The organism is Vibrio sp. 2132-1 (assembly GCF_033344315.1).
Genome location: NZ_JAWPON010000008.1, coordinates 149,314 through 168,792 on the forward strand (window position 1 = coordinate 149,314; position 19,479 = coordinate 168,792).

Annotated in this window: 13 protein-coding genes; 1 reads left to right on the forward strand and 12 read right to left on the reverse strand. The window is 46.2% G+C overall.

Features of this window, described 5'->3' with window-relative positions:
- Positions 1-35: 35 nt before the first annotated feature.
- The gene (locus R8N47_RS11100) at positions 36-455 is read right to left on the reverse strand and encodes a hypothetical protein (RefSeq protein ID WP_169644219.1); all 420 of its coding nucleotides are present in this window, start codon (positions 453-455) and stop codon (positions 36-38) included.
- Positions 445-1,359 carry a hypothetical protein gene (locus R8N47_RS11105; RefSeq protein ID WP_005381852.1) on the reverse strand — a complete coding sequence of 305 codons (915 nt, stop codon included), beginning with the start codon at positions 1,357-1,359 and terminating at the stop codon, positions 445-447. Before R8N47_RS11105 ends, R8N47_RS11100 begins: the two co-directional genes overlap by 11 nt.
- Before the next feature lie 249 nt (positions 1,360-1,608).
- Between R8N47_RS11105 and R8N47_RS11110 the strand changes: the two genes are divergently transcribed.
- Positions 1,609-2,388, forward strand: a complete 780-nt coding sequence (locus tag R8N47_RS11110) for a TSUP family transporter (RefSeq protein ID WP_005381847.1) — start codon at positions 1,609-1,611, stop codon at positions 2,386-2,388.
- On the opposite strand, the gene R8N47_RS11115 is transcribed toward R8N47_RS11110, so the two are convergent.
- From R8N47_RS11115 to gltB (R8N47_RS11160), 10 genes are all read right to left on the reverse strand, one after another.
- Positions 2,330-3,184 (reverse strand): LysR family transcriptional regulator, encoded by an 855-nt coding sequence (locus tag R8N47_RS11115; protein ID WP_064353625.1) that lies wholly within the window; start codon positions 3,182-3,184, stop codon positions 2,330-2,332. The genes R8N47_RS11110 and R8N47_RS11115 overlap by 59 nt on opposite strands.
- 128 nt (positions 3,185-3,312) lie before the next feature.
- Positions 3,313-3,933, reverse strand: coding sequence for a TRIC cation channel family protein (locus R8N47_RS11120; protein ID WP_005387377.1), 621 nt, complete (start codon positions 3,931-3,933; stop codon positions 3,313-3,315).
- Between the two features lie 69 nt (positions 3,934-4,002).
- Complete coding sequence (btuF, locus tag R8N47_RS11125; RefSeq protein ID WP_025768416.1) at positions 4,003-4,824, reverse strand: vitamin B12 ABC transporter substrate-binding protein BtuF; 822 nt, start codon at positions 4,822-4,824, stop codon at positions 4,003-4,005.
- Positions 4,824-5,777, reverse strand: coding sequence for a cobalamin biosynthesis family protein (locus tag R8N47_RS11130; protein WP_064353626.1), 954 nt, complete (start codon positions 5,775-5,777; stop codon positions 4,824-4,826). The genes btuF and R8N47_RS11130 overlap by 1 nt, the downstream gene beginning before the upstream one ends.
- Before the next feature lie 11 nt (positions 5,778-5,788).
- Positions 5,789-6,484, reverse strand: a complete 696-nt coding sequence (mtnN, locus tag R8N47_RS11135; RefSeq protein WP_005381837.1) for a 5'-methylthioadenosine/S-adenosylhomocysteine nucleosidase — start codon at positions 6,482-6,484, stop codon at positions 5,789-5,791.
- A 63-nt stretch (positions 6,485-6,547) separates the two neighbouring features.
- On the reverse strand, positions 6,548-6,976 hold the full coding sequence (locus R8N47_RS11140; protein ID WP_025768418.1) for a DUF1499 domain-containing protein: 429 nt from the start codon (positions 6,974-6,976) through the stop codon (positions 6,548-6,550).
- 91 nt (positions 6,977-7,067) lie between these two features.
- Complete coding sequence (locus R8N47_RS11145; protein ID WP_064353627.1) at positions 7,068-8,480, reverse strand: FAD-dependent oxidoreductase; 1,413 nt, start codon at positions 8,478-8,480, stop codon at positions 7,068-7,070.
- A gap of 20 nt (positions 8,481-8,500) precedes the next feature.
- Entirely contained in the window at positions 8,501-12,964 is a 4,464-nt protein-coding gene (gltB, locus tag R8N47_RS11150) for a glutamate synthase large subunit (RefSeq protein WP_053306880.1), read from the reverse strand.
- 448 nt (positions 12,965-13,412) lie between these two features.
- The gene (locus R8N47_RS11155; RefSeq protein ID WP_064353628.1) at positions 13,413-14,882 is read right to left on the reverse strand and encodes a glutamate synthase subunit beta; all 1,470 of its coding nucleotides are present in this window, start codon (positions 14,880-14,882) and stop codon (positions 13,413-13,415) included.
- On the reverse strand, positions 14,882-19,432 hold the full coding sequence (gltB, locus tag R8N47_RS11160) for a glutamate synthase large subunit (RefSeq protein ID WP_064353629.1): 4,551 nt from the start codon (positions 19,430-19,432) through the stop codon (positions 14,882-14,884). The genes R8N47_RS11155 and gltB (R8N47_RS11160) overlap by 1 nt, the downstream gene beginning before the upstream one ends.
- Positions 19,433-19,479: the final 47 nt, after the last annotated feature.

Here is a 19,479-nt window from a genome sequence, read left to right on the forward strand (position 1 = left end):
ACAACCTCATTGCCCGCTCATTTGAGCGGGCTTTTTTATATCGAGGTTTTTCTAAAATGAAGAGCATTAAAGTGTGCTAGGAACGATTGGTATGCTTCGCTTTTGAAGATCATTAAGCTAATGATGGCAAGCAATGTACCCAAAGATGAAGAAATAGTACTACCACTTGCTGCAACAAAATTAATGCTGCAAGTGAGAATGATAAAAGAGATAGTAAGTAAGTTTATTTTTGCAGCAATACTTAATCCTTTGCTTATTGTCAGAATGTTTGGAATGCATACAACAACAACCGTAATAGCTCCCAATGTAAGAAGGTAAGTATCTAGAGCAATGTGTTGAGTGAAAGAAAACCAGTCATTCCAAATGCTCAAGCTAATAGCCAGACCAATAGTCAATGCCAAGTATAAACATATACTTAGTGAGATGTTTGCTATGCTAATTGATTTAGTATTCAACTTTCAATTCCTCATAGATTCCAATTGCAAGATTTCTTAACTCTCCCGAATAACCACTTCCTACTATGCTAATTGAGCCTCCAATTGCATCTAGAAGCTGATGAGAAATGGATGCGGATATTGTTGCTTGCGAATACCTCTTAGGAATTTCTCCTGACAACATTAGCTGTTTACGAGCTTTATTCGAAATACTCGGAAGGTTTTTACGGATGATTTCTTTAGTTAATCTTGTTCTCTCTTGTCTGTTTAAGCCTTTTAGAATCTCGGGAACGCCTTTCTTAGTGGTTTGCTTAAGAGATTGAACCATTTTTATCGTTTGATATCCGCTAGCACCCGCTCCAGCTAAGGATATGTAATCTAAAGCTTTAGTTGTATTTTGATACCACTCATTACTGTCTATATCCGATAATTTATCTGGTGATTTAGATACCATACGGGTTCTTGCTACTCCAATAGCACATTGGGCTGTGGCAGCAACAGTAGCGGCGTGTGAGATATAGGACATAGTTACGCCCACAGGACCACTTACTGGTATTGTTAGCCCCGAACCAACTACTCCAATCCAGCCAATTGCTGCACCAATACAGCTAATGCTCGCTGATAGAAGCTCTTGATTGAATCTTGATTTTGATTCTTCCTGTTTTATTTTTTTTGCAAATTCTTGAGATGATTGTAATTTTATCGGTTCTCGTAGAATGATAAAGGTAGGATTGATATGGCATGTGGATTTAAAGTCTCTTAAGCGTACAACGGTGAATTTGTTATCAATATAAATTACACCCGCACCGCTAGTCTCTGGTTTAGCGTCAATAACGTTGAATAGCTGATTAACATTCACTATCTGTTCGATTTTTAAGCGTAATTGCTGTTCTTTTATTGATGGTCGAGTCAGTAAGGCTTCCATTATTTTCGTTTTTTATCAGATTAAATATTTCCTATTAAGACAGCATTTTCTTTTTCTATCAAAATATTAAGAGGCTCTTGAGGTGAGGCTCTATATTTGGATGTAATTGATATTTTTAATGTATCATTCTCTAGATTTATTGACTGATGAAAATTAGGAATAGATTGGTGTCTTGACTTTCCATTGGTAGTTTTGTGAATAAGTGCTACCGTTTCTTCCTCTTTGATACCTCTTCAAAAAGGAAGTGTAGTGGAAATCACGGTTGAGATTTTGTTGGCCTTATTTTTGGTTGCGACTGCCGCAGGCTTTATTGATGCGATGGCTGGTGGGGGGGGGCTCATTACGCTCCCTGCGCTTTTGGCTGCGGGGTTGAGTCCGACTCAAGCTCTAGCAACCAATAAGTTACAAAGTTCGTTTGGCAGTTTCTCTGCTAGCTGGTATTTCGTGCGTAACGGTATTGTCAGCTTAAAGGAAATGCGTTTTGCGATACTCTGCACTTTTATAGGCGCTGCAATCGGTGCCGAGGCTGTGCAGTTTATTGATGCTAGCGTACTCACCAGTTTGATCCCTGTTCTTTTGATAGCCATTTCCCTCTATTTTTTACTCGCGCCAAGTACGCGAAAAATCGATGGAGAACCAAAGTTATCTGAAGCGATGTTTGCGCTATGCATTGGTGGCGGAATCGGTTTCTATGATGGCTTTTTTGGCCCTGGGACTGGATCTATTTTTACTGTTTGTTTTGTTGCACTAGGTCACTTTTCTTTGGTCGAAGCCACTGCTAGAACCAAAATTCTCAATTTCACGTCAAACATTGCGGCACTACTCTTTTTTATCTTCGCTGGGTTGCCTGTGTGGAAGCTTGGCTTAACCATGGCTGTTGGCGGTTTTCTTGGTGCTCAGTTAGGAGCGAAGGTCGTGGTAAGTAAAGGACAAAAATGGATTCGTCCTCTAGTTATAGTGATGTCGATGCTTATGGCAACGAAACTTCTTTGGCAACAACATCAGCAATGGATTCTGTCAGTGCTTTAACTCGTTCGCTACGATATGTGCTGTGACGTAAGCAGATATGTATTGGTCGAACTAACTGATCTAGCTCTTCAAAGTCATAGCAGAACTTAGATGTGATATTAAGTGTCGTTAGGATAGATTTAGGGATTAAAGCGGGAGCCATACCTCCCAAAGCCAGTTGTGCTGCCGCAGTATACGAATCCATTTCCATCAAAGGTTCGATTCCGTGTTTGGATAAAATAGCTTGTTGATATGTGTTGGCAGGGTTAGTTAAGTCATTGGTCAAAATAGCTTTAGGTAGTTGTGAAAGTGAATGTCGACTGACAATTGAGAAAGGTTCATCGGCGAGGTGAAGGCTCATTAATCCATGATGAGGTGGTAGATAGCCAGCGCAAAATCCCAATGTTGCTTTGCCTGATTTCACATTCTCAATAATGCGTGGCGTATGATTGGTCGATATTCGTATGTACTGATCATGGGCAAAGTGTTCTGCCATGATCATGCTGAGGTATCCCGCCACTAAGGTTTCAGAGCAGTCCATTTTGATTAAAGAAGTATCTTCTATTTGTTGTTGATCGTGGATTTTTCCTCTTAACTCATTGAACGTGGGTTCTATTGTGTTTATGAGGGCAAGGCCATCGGAGGTCAGCTTTATGTGCCGACCATTTGGCTCTATCAATTTTTTTCCTAACTTCTTCTCTAGATTTGAAATACGTTTACTCACGGCAGATTGACTAATATAGAGTTGACTGCCTGTGCGGCTCATGGTTTTTTCTTTACTGAGGACAAGTAACGTTTCAATACCTTCAAGCAACATAATGATTAATGAAAGTTAGGAATGGTTGAGATAATTTAGCGAATTGCCCAAGAATTGGCGAATCAAATGAGCATAAATGAGAGGAGCCGACACTTGGTCGACTCCATGGTGAGTGATGTTGTTGGTGTTTAACGGTTAATGGCGAAAGTTGGCAGGGATAGATGCCAACGAATCGCACCGAGACGTATAATGAGCGTTGAGATTACACCAGCGAGTAAAGCCGTTGAGTGGTCATAACCCATGTTTACCGCCATCGTATGGAAGATGCCGCCAATAATACATGCCGTAGCATAGACTTCACTTCTTAATACCATAGGAACTTCGCGAGCCAGCACGTCTCGTATAATGCCACCGCCACAGCCAGTAATAACCCCCATTATCACCGCGACCATCCCAGATGCATTGTAGGCGAGTGCCTTTTCTACTCCTATTCCCACAAATACAGCGAGACCGATGGCATCACAAACGGGTAATACCCACCATGAGAGTCGCTTGGGTCTTCGAATAACAAGCATGGTTAGTAGACACGTAACAAATATCACCCATAAGTAAGTCGTATCTGTTATCCAAAATACGGGAGTGGCACCAAGCGCCATGTCTCGGATTGTTCCGCCACCTATAGCAGTCACACTGCCGAGCACGATAACGCCGAATGGATCCATTTTTAAACGGCCCGCCAGTAATACGCCAGAGATAGCGAAAACAGCGGTACCGAACAAATCGATCATATAAAGCAGCATGGAGTCCATGTTACTTAGTACCTTTAAATAGTGTGAGAAAAAATGGGCGGAAATTGTACGGTATTTGCCACGAAATCGTTAGCGTTTTTGACGAACGCTTTTAAAGTGCTCACACACTTCCTTGATCGCGTTCAATGTGCGTGGTGTCGGACGGTTAATCCAATCAGAGTTTAGGGACCAGATGTGTTTGTTTTTAAGGGCAAGAAGCTCATTACTCCACTCAGCCCACATACCATCGTTACTCATTGCGTGACGAGAAGTAAAAATAACCTCTGGCTGGCGAGTAATGACTTGTTCGATGCTAACTTGAGGATAAGGCGCGCTGGATGCGGCGAAAATGTTCTCACCACCGCAAAAAGTAAAGACTTCACTTGGCCAGTTCTTTCCGGCGACAGTGATGATAGGCTTTTCACTCAACTGATAAAAGTAACGAACTTTCTCGTTCGTGTTGTACTGTTCTTTTAGTGTACTCAGCTGCGTTCTAAAATCTTCAGCGGCCTTTTTTCCTACTTGTGGAGTTTCGCTGTATTGGCTGAGTTGCTCGATATTATTGGCGATATCTTCTAATGAACCTGTAGTGGAGTAATAGATAGGAATACCGAACTGTTTAATTTTCTCCAACTCTTTAGCGGGGTTTCCGGCTGGCCAAGCAATCACTAAGTCCGGTTGAAGAGCAATAATGCGCTCTAATTTAATTCCTTGATAATTTGAGACTCTTTCTAGCTGCTTTGCCTGTTCTGGATAATCGCTCATTTCGCTGACAGCAACAAGCTGGTCTCCTAGCCCTGCAGCAAAGGCAATTTCGGTGGCATGTGGAGCTAAACTTATAATGCGTTGAGCGGGTTGAGCGACGGTCGCTGTCGAAACAAACAGCGTTAATGCGAAGCATAATTTATTCATCATAATCCTTGATAAATTATTCCTAAAAGCAAACTTTGGATTGCGATCCAAGCCAGGACGCGCCAAACGAGCAGCGTATGTATTTGTGAAAGGTGAATAGCCGATGGCGCAATGCGCCCACCGATTTTTGCGCGCTCTGCACGCACACCTTGATAGATAGCAGGGCCGCATAAAGACAGTTGTAGTTTGTGTCCGATAGTACATAACACCCAACTAGGTCCTGGTAAGGGCCAAGACTTCGCTTGCTGTTGTATTCCAGAGAGCACATTACTTGTATTCTTTCCGGCAGCTAAAAGTATGGCAAAGAGACGAAGTGGAATAATATCCAGAGTAGCAACCAGTTGAATCACAGGTTTACCAAAGGGCAAATATTGGCGTCGGCTAGGGGACCACACTCGCGCTAATTCTGTTGTGAGTCGATACATTAACGCACCAATACCACCTGTTAGTGCGTACCAAAATAGCACACCGATCACGTTGCGGCTGTATGCCATAATCAGGGTTTCTGAGCCAGCTTTACCTATGCCAACGAGCGAGAGGCTACCAGTATCGCGATTAAGGTATGGTCTCAGTAATGCTCGACACTGAGCTTTGTCTTCCGAAGACATACTAGTTACGAGCTGTTTCGTTAACGTTTCGCTGTTGCGCCAGTCTAGCGCAAGGATCAATAGAACCAGTTCATATAAAGGGATTTGCCAAACAAATGGCTTTACTGCAATCAGTAATATCAAACAAGGAAACAGTATCAAGCCTAGTGCAAGACTGCCTGAGATTACACTCTGTGAGTAATTGTGATTATTGTTCACTTTGTTGGCTAGCTGTTCTGCTAGCTTTCGCCATAAAGTGATGGGGTGCGCTGAATGGGGGATTGGCACTAGAAGGTGCAAGAGCAGTGCGCCCCACATTATAAGGAGCGCACCGTTGGCATAAAATGACTGAAAAACTTCTTCCATGAATGAGTCGTTTACTTAATGAGTTCCAGCATTTTGAATACCATTTCGGAAGAGCTTTTTGCTGCTAGAGGCAGGAACTCATCAAAGCTCATTGGTGATTCTTTATCAGCGACATCAGAGATTGCACGCACAACAACAAACGGAGTGTTGAATTGATGACAAGTTTGAGCGATAGCAGATGCTTCCATTTCTACAGCGATAACTGACGGGAAGTGTTTACGAATAAACTCTTGACGCTCAGCAGTACAAACAAACGCATCGCCAGTACAAATTAGGCCGCGAACCGCATGAGTGTTTTCCATTTGTGCTAGGGCTTTTTCGGCTAAGTCCATTAGCTTGTCATCCGCTTTGAATGCAGCTGGTTGACCGGCCATTTGGCCAATCTCATAACCAAAAGCGGTTACGTCTGCATCGTGATGACGAACTTCTGTAGAGATAACTACATCGCCAAGGTTTAAGCTTGAATCGAAACCGCCAGCAGAGCCTGTGTTAATCACAACGTCTGGTTGGTATTCATCAAGAAGGATTGTCGTGCCCACCGCCGCTGCAACTTTACCGATGCCCGATTGTAGTACGACGACTTCAACATCGTTAATTTGACCAGAGAAAAACGTACAACCTGCTTTATTTACAGTTTTGCAGTTTGTAATTGCTTGCTTCAGGATGGTCACTTCTTGTTCCATCGCACCGATGATACCAACTTTCATAACACTCTCTTTAAGTAAATATTTTAGTTGGCCGAGAGTATAGCACTCCCCGTTGGCAGTTTTCTATTTGATGAGCTTCGCTTGAGTGAGCTTTTCTCGTAATTGATCGGCGCGCTTTCTGTTTACGCCAAAGTCAGAGTAGCCCACACGAGATTCCGAGCGCACAATCAGTTGGTCTCCTGCTATTTTTAGTTCGAGGTCATCCACGAAGCGCATGATTTTAGATGTGCACTCGATACGAAGGTAGTTGCTTTCTTTCACCGCGGTTTTCGCGCCTGGCAGTTCAAGCGCAACTTGCTCAATAGCGTCGATGTTCGCTGAATCCACTAAGATGAATGGCGTTAGGTTGTATTTTTCTCGCGTGTCTTGGGTGGAGACGCAGTTTGGTTTGTCACCACAAGGTGATTGAGAACGATCCGTCATGGTTGTGACTCCTTGGCTACAAGCGGTTAAGCCGAGCAAAGTAATGGAAAGGAGAGCGGCTTTTTTCATTGTATTTACTCTTATAATTTTGTTTCTAATTATATGGATACAAAAGAAAAAGGATCCAATAACAGGACCCTTTTTGTGAGGTTAGCTGAGATTAAACTTCGAGGTAATCGAGAATGCCTTCTGCCGCTTTTCGTCCTTCATCAATTGCGGTTACGACAAGATCAGAACCTCGTACCGCATCGCCACCCGCGAAGATCTTTTCGTTGCTGGTCTGGAACTGGAACTCTTGCTTCGCTGGGGCTTTGATACGACCCCATTGATCCAAATCGACATCAAACGGTGCTAACCAGTCCATTTTGTGCGGCTGGAAACCAAACGCCATGATAACAACGTCTGCTGGTAGAACGTGCTCGCTGCCTTCAACGGGTTCTGGACGTCGGCGACCCGCTTCATCAGGTTCACCAAGTGCGGTTTTCACCACTTTGACCCCCGAGACTTTGCCTGACGCATCCACTTCCACTCCCAAAGGCTGAAGGTTGAACATGAACTTCACGCCTTCTTCCTTTGCGTTTTTTACCTCGCGACGAGAGCCTGGCATGTTGGCCTCATCACGACGATAAGCACAAACTACGTTGGAGGCACCTTGGCGAATTGAGGTACGAACGCAGTCCATTGCTGTATCACCACCACCCAGTACGACGACTTTCTTTCCTGCCATATCGATAAAGGGTTGGTTACTCTCAAGATCCATGACTTTGTAGGTGTTCGAAATTAAAAATGGCAGCGCGTCATACACACCCGGCGCATCTTCATTATCTAGACCTGCACGCATGTATTTATAGGTGCCAACGCCCAAGAAAACAGCATCGTATTCATCAAGTAGCTCTTGCATTTGGACATCTTTGCCTACTTCCATGTTCATGCGGAACTCGACGCCCATTTCAGTGAACACACGGCGGCGGTTTTCCATCACGCCTTTTTCAAGCTTGAAGGAAGGAATACCGAAGGTCAGAAGGCCTCCAATTTCAGGGTAGCGGTCAAACACGACTGGCTTAACGCCATTGCGCACTAGGATATCCGCGGCAGCCAAGCCAGCTGGGCCTGCTCCAATGATTGCGACCTTTTTATCGGTCCACTCCACCTTGGACATATCTGGCTTCCAGCCCATTTCAAACGCTTTGTCGGTAATGTACTTTTCTATGTTACCGATGGTGACGGCACCAAAGTCATCATTAAGCGTGCATGAACCTTCACATAGGCGGTCTTGAGGACAAACGCGCCCACATACTTCCGGTAGGCTGTTGGTTTGATGCGATAGTTCAACCGCTTCAAGAATACGACCTTCATTGGCAAGTTTTAACCATTGAGGGATGTAGTTGTGGACTGGGCATTTCCATTCACAATATGGGTTGCCACAATCTAAGCAGCGATCCGCTTGTGCAGTCGCCTGTTGTTTAGTGAACGGTTCATAGATTTCAACGAACTCGATCTTACGAACTTTGATAGGCTTTTTCGCAGGATCTACACGCTGCACATCGATAAATTGATAAACGTTCTGGCTCATGATTCAAACATCCTCCATGATTACTGTGCTTGAACACGCAGCTCTGCGGCACTGCGGCTCTGGTGACCAAGTAGCGTGCGAAGATCTGCCGCTTGTGGTTTCACCAAATAGAACTTTGGAATCCATTCATCAAAGTTCGCCAAAATATTTTCAGCATGACTCGACCCTGTTTCTTCAAGGTGTTCCGCAATTAGGCCACGCAAATGTTCTTGGTGGATGTAAAGATCGGACAATGAGATGGCTTCGACAGACTCAGTATTAACTCGACCTTCAAAGCTTTGGTTCTCATCCAGAACATAGGCAAAGCCTCCAGTCATACCCGCGCCAAAGTTCACACCTGTCGCACCAAGAATGGCAACAATACCGCCAGTCATGTACTCACAAGCGTTATCGCCAGCACCTTCAATGACGGCTATCGTACCTGAGTTTCGTACGCCGAAACGCTCACCTGCTTTACCGGCTGCAAATAGTTTACCGCCGGTCGCGCCGTACAGACAGGTGTTACCAATGATGGTTGCTTCATTACACTTAAATGCAGTGCCAAGGTGAGGTTTGATAACCACTTTACCACCCGCCATGCCTTTGCCCACGTAGTCGTTCGCATCGCCCGTGAGGTAAAGCTCTACACCACCTGCGTTCCAAACACCAAAGGACTGGCCTGCGGTGCCGTCAAGATAGATTTTGATAGGGGAAGCCGCTAACCCTTGGTTGCCATAGCGTTTTGCTATTTCGCCAGATAAGCGTGCACCAACAGATCGATCAGTGTTGATGACATTGTAGAAGAAACTTGCCGATTGACTGTTTTCGACCGCATGCATTGCATCATCAACGATCTTTTGGTTGAGCTCAGCTTTATCAAACGGTTTGTTTGGCTCTGTCCAAAATAGCGGATGGCCCTCAGGTGATACTGGAGCTTCTAGAATATTGGATAGATCCAGCTTGGTCTGTTTCGCTGTAAATCCCTCTACTGCCTCAAGTAAATCGGTACGACCAATCAAGTCCGTCAGCTTTTCAACGCCAAGTTCGGCGAGTAATCCGCGCACTTCGTCTGCCAAGCCGATGAAGTAATTCATCACCATTTCTGGTAGACCTTTGAAGTATTCTTTACGCAGTGTCTCGTCTTGAGTCGCAACCCCAGTTGCACAGTTGTTGAGGTGACAAATTCGTAGGAACTTACAACCCATAGCGACCATTGGCGCAGTACCAAAACCGAAGCTTTCTGCACCTAAAATTGCGGCTTTAACTACGTCTAAACCAGTCTTTAGACCACCGTCTACCTGTAAGCGGATCTTATGACGCAGACCATTAGCAACCAGTGCTTGTTGTGTCTCTGCCAACCCCAACTCCCAAGGGCTACCAGCGTATTTTACCGAAGTTAATGGGCTTGCTGCGGTACCACCGTCGTAACCCGAAATGGTAATAAGATCAGCGTAAGCCTTGGCTACACCCGTTGCGATGGTGCCGACACCTGGCTCGGAGACGAGTTTTACCGAAACCAGCGCATTCGGGTTGACTTGTTTAAGGTCGAAGATCAGCTGGGCCAAATCTTCAATCGAATAGATATCGTGATGCGGAGGAGGGGAGATCAGAGTCACGCCTTGTACCGAATAACGCAGTTTTGCGATTTCTGCGGTGACTTTGTGTCCTGGTAGCTGTCCACCTTCACCCGGTTTCGCACCTTGTGCCACCTTGATTTGCAGTACATCCGCATTAGTCAGGTAATGAGGCGTTACACCAAATCGGCCAGAAGCAATCTGTTTGATACGTGAGTTACGCTCAGTACCGAAGCGGCGAGGATCTTCACCGCCTTCACCCGAGTTAGAGTAACCACCAAGACGGTTCATCGCCGTTGCAAGTGCTTCATGCGCTTCTGGGCTAAGTGCGCCAATGGACATTGCCGCTGAGTCAAAGCGTTTGAACAGTTCAGTGCGTGGTTCTATTTGCTCAAGTGGCAGCGGTGAGTCTGATTTTTTCAGCGACATTAAGTCACGCAGCATGGCAACAGGGCGTTGGTTTACCTGCTTAGCAAAGCTCTGATAGTCGTTACTTTCGCCAGATTTAACGGCCTGTTGCAGCGTGCCGACAACATCGGGGTTGTAAGCATGATACTCACCTCCATGGACGTACTTTAACAAGCCGCCATGATCAATCGATTTGCGCTTCGCCCATGCTTTACGAGATAAGTTTGTAAGATCTTGCTGGAAGTCGTCAAAATTCGCGCCTTCAATTCGAGTTGTGACGCCTTTAAAACACAGATCGACCACATTTTGGCTCAAGCCAACTGCTTCAAACAGTTGTGAGCAGCGGTAAGAGGCGATGGTTGAGATCCCCATTTTCGACATGATCTTGTACAGGCCTTTGTTGATGCCGTATTGGTAGTTTTGCATCACATCGCGGTAGTCTTTCTCTAGTGCTTTATCATCAATCAGTTTACCTAACGCTTCATAAGCAAGGTATGGGTAAACCGCAGTGGCACCAAAACCAAGCAAGACGGCAAATTGGTGTGGATCACGGGCTGTTGCGGTTTCGACAACAATGTTGGCATCGCAACGCAAGTTCGCGTCAATCAGACGAGTTTGAACGGCGCCGACTGCCATTGCTGCCGGAATTGGCAACTTACCTTTGACCAAGGCTCTGTCCGAAAGCACCACTAAAACCGTGCCTTCACGAACGACTTGCTCTGCTTGCTCACACAGATCATTAATGGCTTGTTTAAGATCTTTTTGTTGTGGGTCGTAGTTGATATCGAGAATGGTATTACGGTAATGATCGTCACTCAGCTCTAGTAGTTGCTGCATGTCTGAATAGAGCAGTACTGGAGAATCAAAGGTTACACGATGCGCGTGGCCATCGGTTTCACAGAAGACGTTCATCTCCTGGCCGATGCTGGTCGCCAGCGACATGACGTGTTTCTCACGCAGCGGATCGATTGGTGGGTTGGTGACCTGCGCGAACTTCTGACGGAAGTAATCAGTCACCAAGCGCTCTTTCGAAGAAAGAACCGCCATCGGGGTGTCATCACCCATCGAACCGACGGCTTCTTGCCCCATATCACCGAGGACACGCAATACTTGATCGACTTCTTCATTGCTCATGGCAAACTGCTTTTGATAAGTCTTAAGCAAGTCTTCATCAAAGCTGCGCTCACCTACTTGATCTTCAGGCAGCTGAGAGAACGGTGTTAGTTTGCGAACGTTGTTCTCCATCCATTCGCGATAAGGGTGACGAGATTTCAGGTCATTATCGATCTCGCTAGACTGCCAAAGCTTACCTTTACGAGTGTCGATGACGAGTAATTCCCCCGGACCTACACGACCTTTTTTGGCAACTTCATCTGGGGCGTAATTCCAAATCCCTACCTCAGATGCCAGAGTGATCAGCTTGTCTTTGGTAATTACATAACGCGCAGGACGTAGACCGTTTCGGTCTAGGTTACAAGCAGCATAACGACCATCGGACAGTACGATACCTGCTGGGCCATCCCATGGTTCCATGTGTTTGGAGTTGAAATCGTAAAACGCACGCAAATCCGGATCCATATCCGGGTGGTTTTGCCATGCTGGCGGTACGAGCATACGCATGGCACGGAAGATATCCATGCCGCCAGCTAAAAAGAGATCTAGCATATTATCTAAGCTAGACGAGTCTGAGCCTGTCTCGTTCACAAACGGTGCTGCAGTTTGTAGGTCAGGCAGCAGTGGTGACGAGAACTTGTAAGCACGAGCGCGTGCCCATTGTCGGTTACCTTCAATGGTATTGATCTCACCATTATGAGCAAGGTAGCGGAACGGTTGAGCTAATGGCCAACGCGGTTGAGTGTTGGTAGAAAAACGCTGGTGGAACAGACAGATAGCAGATTCCATACGTAGATCGGCAAGATCAAGATAAAAGCGCGGTAAGTCCGCAGGCATGCATAGGCCTTTGTACACCAAAACTTGAGTCGACAAGCTACAGATGTAGAAATCCGGATCTTCGGTGATTTGTTTCTCGATGCGACGGCGTGCGATGTAGAGGCGACGTTCAATGTCGCGTTCGCGCCAACCTGCCGGTGCAGAGACAAAGACTTGCTGAATATTTGGAAGCGAGTTGGCCGCAATTGGACCGAGTACTTCTGAATTAGTTGGTACTTCACGCCAACCAGCCACAGTTAGCGTCTCTTGCGCCAGTTCTTTGTTGACGATGTCTTTAGCGAGTTGAGCTTTGACTGGATCTTGGTTGAAGAAAATCATCCCTACGGCGTATTGCTTGCCAAGGTTGAAACCATTTTCTTCGGCAATAAGACGTAAATAGGAATCGGGCTTTTGTAATAGAAGACCACAACCATCACCAGTTTTACCATCGGCGGCGATACCACCACGGTGAGTCATGCGGTCAAGTGCAGAAATTGCTGTACGTACCAGCTTGTGGCTTTGTTCGCCTTCCATATGCGCGATCAAGCCAAATCCACAGTTGTCTTTCTCAAGACTTGGATCATAAAGAGCCATTGCAATTCTCCCTTTGCTTATCCGTCATCCCGACAGATATATCAACACTGCTTACGTTGATATCGATGACTAACTATGCGTCATCTTTATAGCTTTATGTATAATTATTCAGTAAAAGTTGTGAAATATTTAACATTTTTTGAGTGTTTTATTTTCATCAACTTCACAAGCTATAGCTTATTGTAAAAAAGGTCAAGTTATTAGTGGATCATCACGTGAATATACGATTTACCATTTAATAAGCTAGAATAGTTTAATAATTTCAAATAGATAGAAAATTGATTGTTACAAAAAAGTAACATTTGATTCTGTGGGAGATAAAAAAGACCAGCATAAAATGCTGGTCAAAATAGAAAGATTGGAAGGAATTGTTTTCTTTCTTCACCGATAGCCATCGATATTGCTGATGGCTATTAGGCAATTGAAAGAGAGAAGCATGACTGCTTCGTTAAGCAGAAAGCATCAGTGAATCTGCTTTTGCTTCTAGGTTTGTGCCACCCATTAAGTAATCATCGATAGCACGGGCACACTCACGGCCTTCGTTGATACAACGAACCACCAAAGATTGGCCTGTTCGCATATCACCAGCAGCAAATACACCTTCTTGGTTTGTAGCAAAACCTTGAGTTGCTACGTTACCACGATCATCTAGCGCGATATCCAGTTGAGCAAGTACGCCCGTTGGTTCAGGATGAAGGAAGCCCATCGCTAGGAATGCCATATCACATGGAATCACCCGCTCGCTGCCTTCAACTTCTTTAAAGCCTGGACGCTCGCCAGGTTTCGCCTCTTCCCAAACGATATCAGCAAGACGAAGACCTGTGACTTCACCTTTGTCATTTCCGATGAACTCTTTGGTCAGGATGTTCCAGTGACGATCAACGCCTTCTTCATGAGATGTCGAAGTACGTAGGATCATCGGGTACTGTGGCCAAGGCATATTGGCAGGACGCTTTTCTGGTGGAATCGGCATGATTTCCACTTGAGTTACACTTGCTGCGCCGTGACGGTTTGATGTTCCCACACAGTCTGAACCCGTATCACCACCACCGATAACCACAACATGTTTACCCGCAGCGTGAATTTCTTCCGTTTTCAGGTCCATGTTATTGGCGCGACGGTTGTTTTGACCTAGGAATTCCATCGCGAAGTGAACGCCTTTTAGTTCACGACCCGGAACGGGCAAATCACGTGGAACCGTTGAGCCACCGGTTAGTAGAACCACATCGAACTCTTGACGCAATTGTTGAGCATTTACATCAACACCGACGTGTTGGTTTACTTTAAACTCAATGCCAGCTTCTGCCATTAGATTGATCTTGCGATCAATGACTTCCATGCTCAGTTTAAAGTCTGGGATACCAAAACGTAGCAGACCGCCCACTTTCTCGTCTCGCTCGAATACCGTCACAGTATGACCAGCGCTGTTTAACTGCTCAGCAGCCGCAAGGCCAGCAGGGCCCGAACCGATGATCGCAACGGTTTTGCCAGTTCGAGAGCGTGGTGTTTTTGGTTTGGCGTACCCTTCACGATACGCCGTTTCCACGATGGTTTTCTCGATATTACAGATAGTAATTGGATCTTGGTTGATACCAAGTACACAAGCACTTTCACATGGAGCAGGGCAAACACGACCAGTGAACTCTGGGAAGTTATTGGTTGAGCTTAGAATGTTCCATGCTTCTTCCCAGCTATCACGATAAACTGCATCGTTAAACTCTGGGATGATGTTACCGATAGGGCAGCCGTTATGACAAAACGGCACACCACAATCCATACAACGAGAAGCTTGAGTATTGATTTTGTCACCAAACTCCTCGTTCAGGACGAACTCTTTGTTGTTCTTGATGCGTTCAGCTGGGTCGATCTTCTGTGGTAGTTCACGACCATGCTCTAAAAATCCAGTAGGCTTACCCATTATACGGCCTCCACTTGAGTTTCGTTTCCTTGAGACTGTGCTTCAGCTTTACGCTTTTGAAGAACCGCTTTGTAGTCACGCGGCATTACCTTAACCATAGAGGCTAGGCTTGCTTCAAAGTTGTCTAGGAAAGACTGAGCGACTTCACTTCCTGTGAATTGAACATGCTTAGTTAGCATGTCGAGTAATAGATCTCTGTCTTCTTGCTCGATTGGATCTAGGTCTACTAGCTCTGGGTTCAGTTTTGACTCAAAGTCACCTGATTTATCCCATACGTAAGCCACGCCGCCACTCATACCAGCGGCAAAGTTACGACCTGTTGAACCAAGGATGATGGCTGCACCGCCAGTCATGTATTCACAACCGTGGTCACCGACGCCTTCTACTACTACTTTCGCGCCTGAGTTACGAACACAGAAACGTTCACCAGCCATACCGCGAATGAAAGACTCACCCGAAGTTGCACCGTAGAAACACACGTTACCAACCACGATGTTGTCTTCCGCGACAATGCTTGATTTCGCATCTGGGTAAAGTACTAAGGTACCGCCAGATAAGCCTTTACCCCAGTAGTCGTTCGCGTCGCCTTCCACTTCGAACTTCACGCCCTTAGCTAGGAATGCGCCGAATGACTGACCTGCAGAACCTTTGAACTTCACGTTCATTGGCTGAGGTAGACCTGCATCTTTGTACACTTTCGAGATTTCGTTCGACAACATGGTACCTGCAGAGCGGTCCGTGTTGACGATAGGGAACTCGGCATTCACCGCTTCGCCTTTCTCTAGTGCAGGAATCGCTGCTTGAATCAGCTTACGGTCTAGCACTTCTTCTAGGTTGTGGTTCTGTTGAGCTTGGTTGAATACACCATCAGCTTCACGTGGTTGCTCAACGTGGAGAACAGGAGACAGATCTAGGTTCTTGTATTTCCAGTGAGAAATGTCTTGGCGAATCTTCAGCTTCTGACCTTGACCGACCATTTCATCGATAGTGCGGAAGCCAAGTTCAGCCATGATTTCACGTAGACCTTGTGCCATGTATTGGAAGAAGGTTACGACGTCTTCTACGCGACCATCAAAGCGCTCGCGAAGTGTTTTGTTTTGAGTCGCGATACCAACAGGACAGGTGTTCTTATGACACTTACGCATCATGATACAACCTTCAACCACCAATGCTGCGGTTGCCACGCCCCATTCTTCTGCACCAAGTAGTGTTGCCACTGCAAGGTCGCGAGGTGTCTTCATCTGACCATCCGCTTGAACCACGATACGGTTACGTAGACCGTTCTTTAGTAGCGTTTGGTGCGTTTCTGCCAAGCCAAGTTCCCAAGGAAGACCGGTATGACGGATTGAAGACATTGGTGATGCACCTGTACCACCGTCGAAACCAGCGATAAGTACAACGTCCGCTTTCGCTTTCGCTACACCAGAAGCGATCGTACCTACGCCAGCTTCCGATACCAGCTTCACGTTTACACGGCCCGCGCGGTTCGCGTTCTTCAAGTCATAGATAAGCTGAGCCAAATCCTCGATTGAGTAGATATCGTGGTGTGGCGGTGGCGAGATAAGGCCAACGCCTGGAGTTGAGTGACGTGTAGCACCGATCCAGTCATCTACTTTATCGCCTGGTAGCTGACCACCTTCACCTGGCTTCGCGCCTTGAGCCATCTTGATTTGTAGCTCTTCAGCGTTAGTTAGGTAGTAAGAGGTTACGCCGAAACGACCTGAAGCCACCTGTTTGATTGCAGAGCGTTCCCAATCGCCGTTCTCTTTGCGCTCGAAACGCATTGGGTCTTCACCACCTTCACCAGAGTTCGATTTCGCGCCAAGACGGTTCATCGCAACAGCCAGTGTGGAGTGTGCTTCGTAAGAAATAGAACCGAATGACATTGCACCTGTCGCGAAGCGTTTCACGATGCTTTCAATTGGCTCGACGTCGTCGATAGAGATAGAACCAGCGGGGTTCTTAATGAACTCAAGTTGGCTACGCAGGGTTACCGCGTTGTCACCTTGCTTATCTACAGCAGTCGCGTATTGCTTGAACTGATCGTAGTTCTTGTTGCGCGTAGACTCTTGCAGTAGAGAAATGGTTTCTGGGTTGAATAGGTGCTTCTCACCACGCTGTTTCCATTGGTAAACACCACCAACATCCAGCATTTGAATTGGGATTTCGCGTTGTGGGTAACCGATGCGGTGACGGATAAGTACTTCTTTGGCGATATCATCAAGGGTTAGACCTTGGATACGAGAAACCGTCCCTGTGAAGTATTTGTCGACCACGGATTTGTGGATACCCAATGCTTCGAAGATTTGCGCACCATGGTACGACTGTAGCGTAGAGATGCCCATCTTCGAGAAGATCTTCAGAAGACCGCCATTGATCGCTTTACGGTAGTTGTTGAACAGATCGCGAGGGTTCGCTTCTGGATCCAACTTCTTCGTACGTTGAAGTTCAATGATGGTTTCAATCACTAGGTAAGGGTTAACCGCATTCGCACCGTAACCAAGTAGCGTTGCAAAGTGGTGCGTTTCACGCGCGTCACCAGTTTCAACCACGATGTCACACTTCGCACGTAGACCTTTACGGATCAAGTGGTGGTGTACTGCGCCAACTGCCAGCATTGCTGGGATCGCCGCGTGGTTTGAATTCACTGCGCGGTCAGTGAGTAGGATGATTGAATAACCATCGATAACCGCGTCTTCTGCGTATTGGCAGATACGTTTTAATGCACGCTCAAGTTTGCCTTGATCTTCACTAGCTTGGAATACTATATCCAATGTTTTCGCTTGTAGGTGCTCGTTATCGATCGCACGCAATTTTTCAAGCTCAGAGTTGGCTAGAACAGGCGATTCCAATTCTACTTTCTGACAGTGAAGTGGTGTTTCAGTCAGAAGGTTTTGGTCTTTACCCAAGTAAGTGTTCAGCGACATAACCATGCGCTCACGGATCGGGTCGATCGGTGGGTTAGTTACTTGTGCAAACAGCTGCTTGAAGTAGTTTGAAAGGTGCTGAGATTGATGAGAGAGAACCGCAAGAGGCCAGTCGGCACCCATTGCTGATAATGGTTCTTTCGCGTCATTCGCCATTGGAACGATGATTTCGTTCACTTCTTCAGTGCTTACGCCAAACGCTTGTTGGCGGTGTAGAAGGTGTTCTGGCTTAGGTTGGCTGAACTGGTTGCTCGCATCTGGCAGCTTCTTCAAGCTCAGTAGGTTTTCTTCTACCCACTTCTCGTAAGGCTGTGCCGTTGCGATGGTGTCTTTCACTTCTTCATCAGAGATGATTCGACCTTGTTCTAGGTCTGCAACGAAGATACGACCCGGTTGTAGACGACCACGGAACTCTACGTTCTCTGGTTCAATATCCACAACACCAGATTCAGATGCCATCACTAGGAAGTTATCTTTGGTCACTGTGTAGCGAGAAGGGCGCAAACCGTTACGGTCTAGTGTCGCACCAACTTGAACACCATCAGTAAAACATACTGAAGCAGGACCATCCCATGGTTCCATGATGTTCGCGTGGTACTGATAGAACGCGCGACGTTTAGGATCCATGTTTTTGTTTTCTTGCCATGCTTCCGGGATCATCATCATCAATGCGTGTGGCAGGCTGCGACCAGAAAGAACTAGGAGCTCAAGTGCCATATCGAAGTTAGATGAATCCGAGCTGCCTTCCTGACAGATTGGAAGAAGCATGTCGATTTCAGCCTGAGTAAACAGGTCTGATTCTAGGATTGCTTCACGGGCTTTCATCCAGTTCAAGTTACCGCGAACTGTATTGATTTCACCGTTGTGGGCAATGTAACGGAAAGGCTGTGCAAGACGCCATTTCGGGAAGGTATTGGTAGAGAAACGAGAGTGTACCAGCGCCAGTGCAGTCACCATGGTCGGGTTTTGTAGATCAAGGAAGTACTGAGGTACTTGCTCGGTCGTTAACTGACCTTTGTATACCAATGTCTTGTAAGACATGGAGTTAATGTAGAAGTCGTCACCAATGTTCGAAACGCTTTCTAGGCAAACACGTACAGTATAGTTACGAAGTACGTACAGTTTGCGCTCTAGCTCTTCAGGCGTGATGCCAGGGCCGCCGGAGATAAACACGTGCTCAAATTGAGGCTCTGTGCTTAGAGGGTCGGCACCAATCATGGAGTTGTCGGTTGGTAATACGCGGTAGCCGATAACTTCAAGGTCTAGACGCTGTGCGTTGCGTTCTAGAATGTCACGGCATTGTTCGCGTTTGTATTCGTCTTTCGGGAAAAGAACGACACCAACACCATACTTTTCAAACGAAGGCAGTTTAATGCCTAGCTTAACGGCTTCTTCTAATAGGAATTCATGAGGTTTTTGTAGCAAGATACCCGCACCGTCACCGCTGCATGGGTCACAACCTTGACCACCACGGTGTTCCATGCGAGCCAGCATATCCAATGCTTGAGTCACTACTTCATGAGATTTACGGTTTTTAAGGTGAGCAACAAAACCGATACCACAAGCGTCATGCTCCAGTTCCGGAGTGTACAGACCCTGTGGATTTTGCTCTCTATCTACCATAGATACATCCTTCCAGTTCAATGTCGACGCAAAAGTACCGGGCAGCA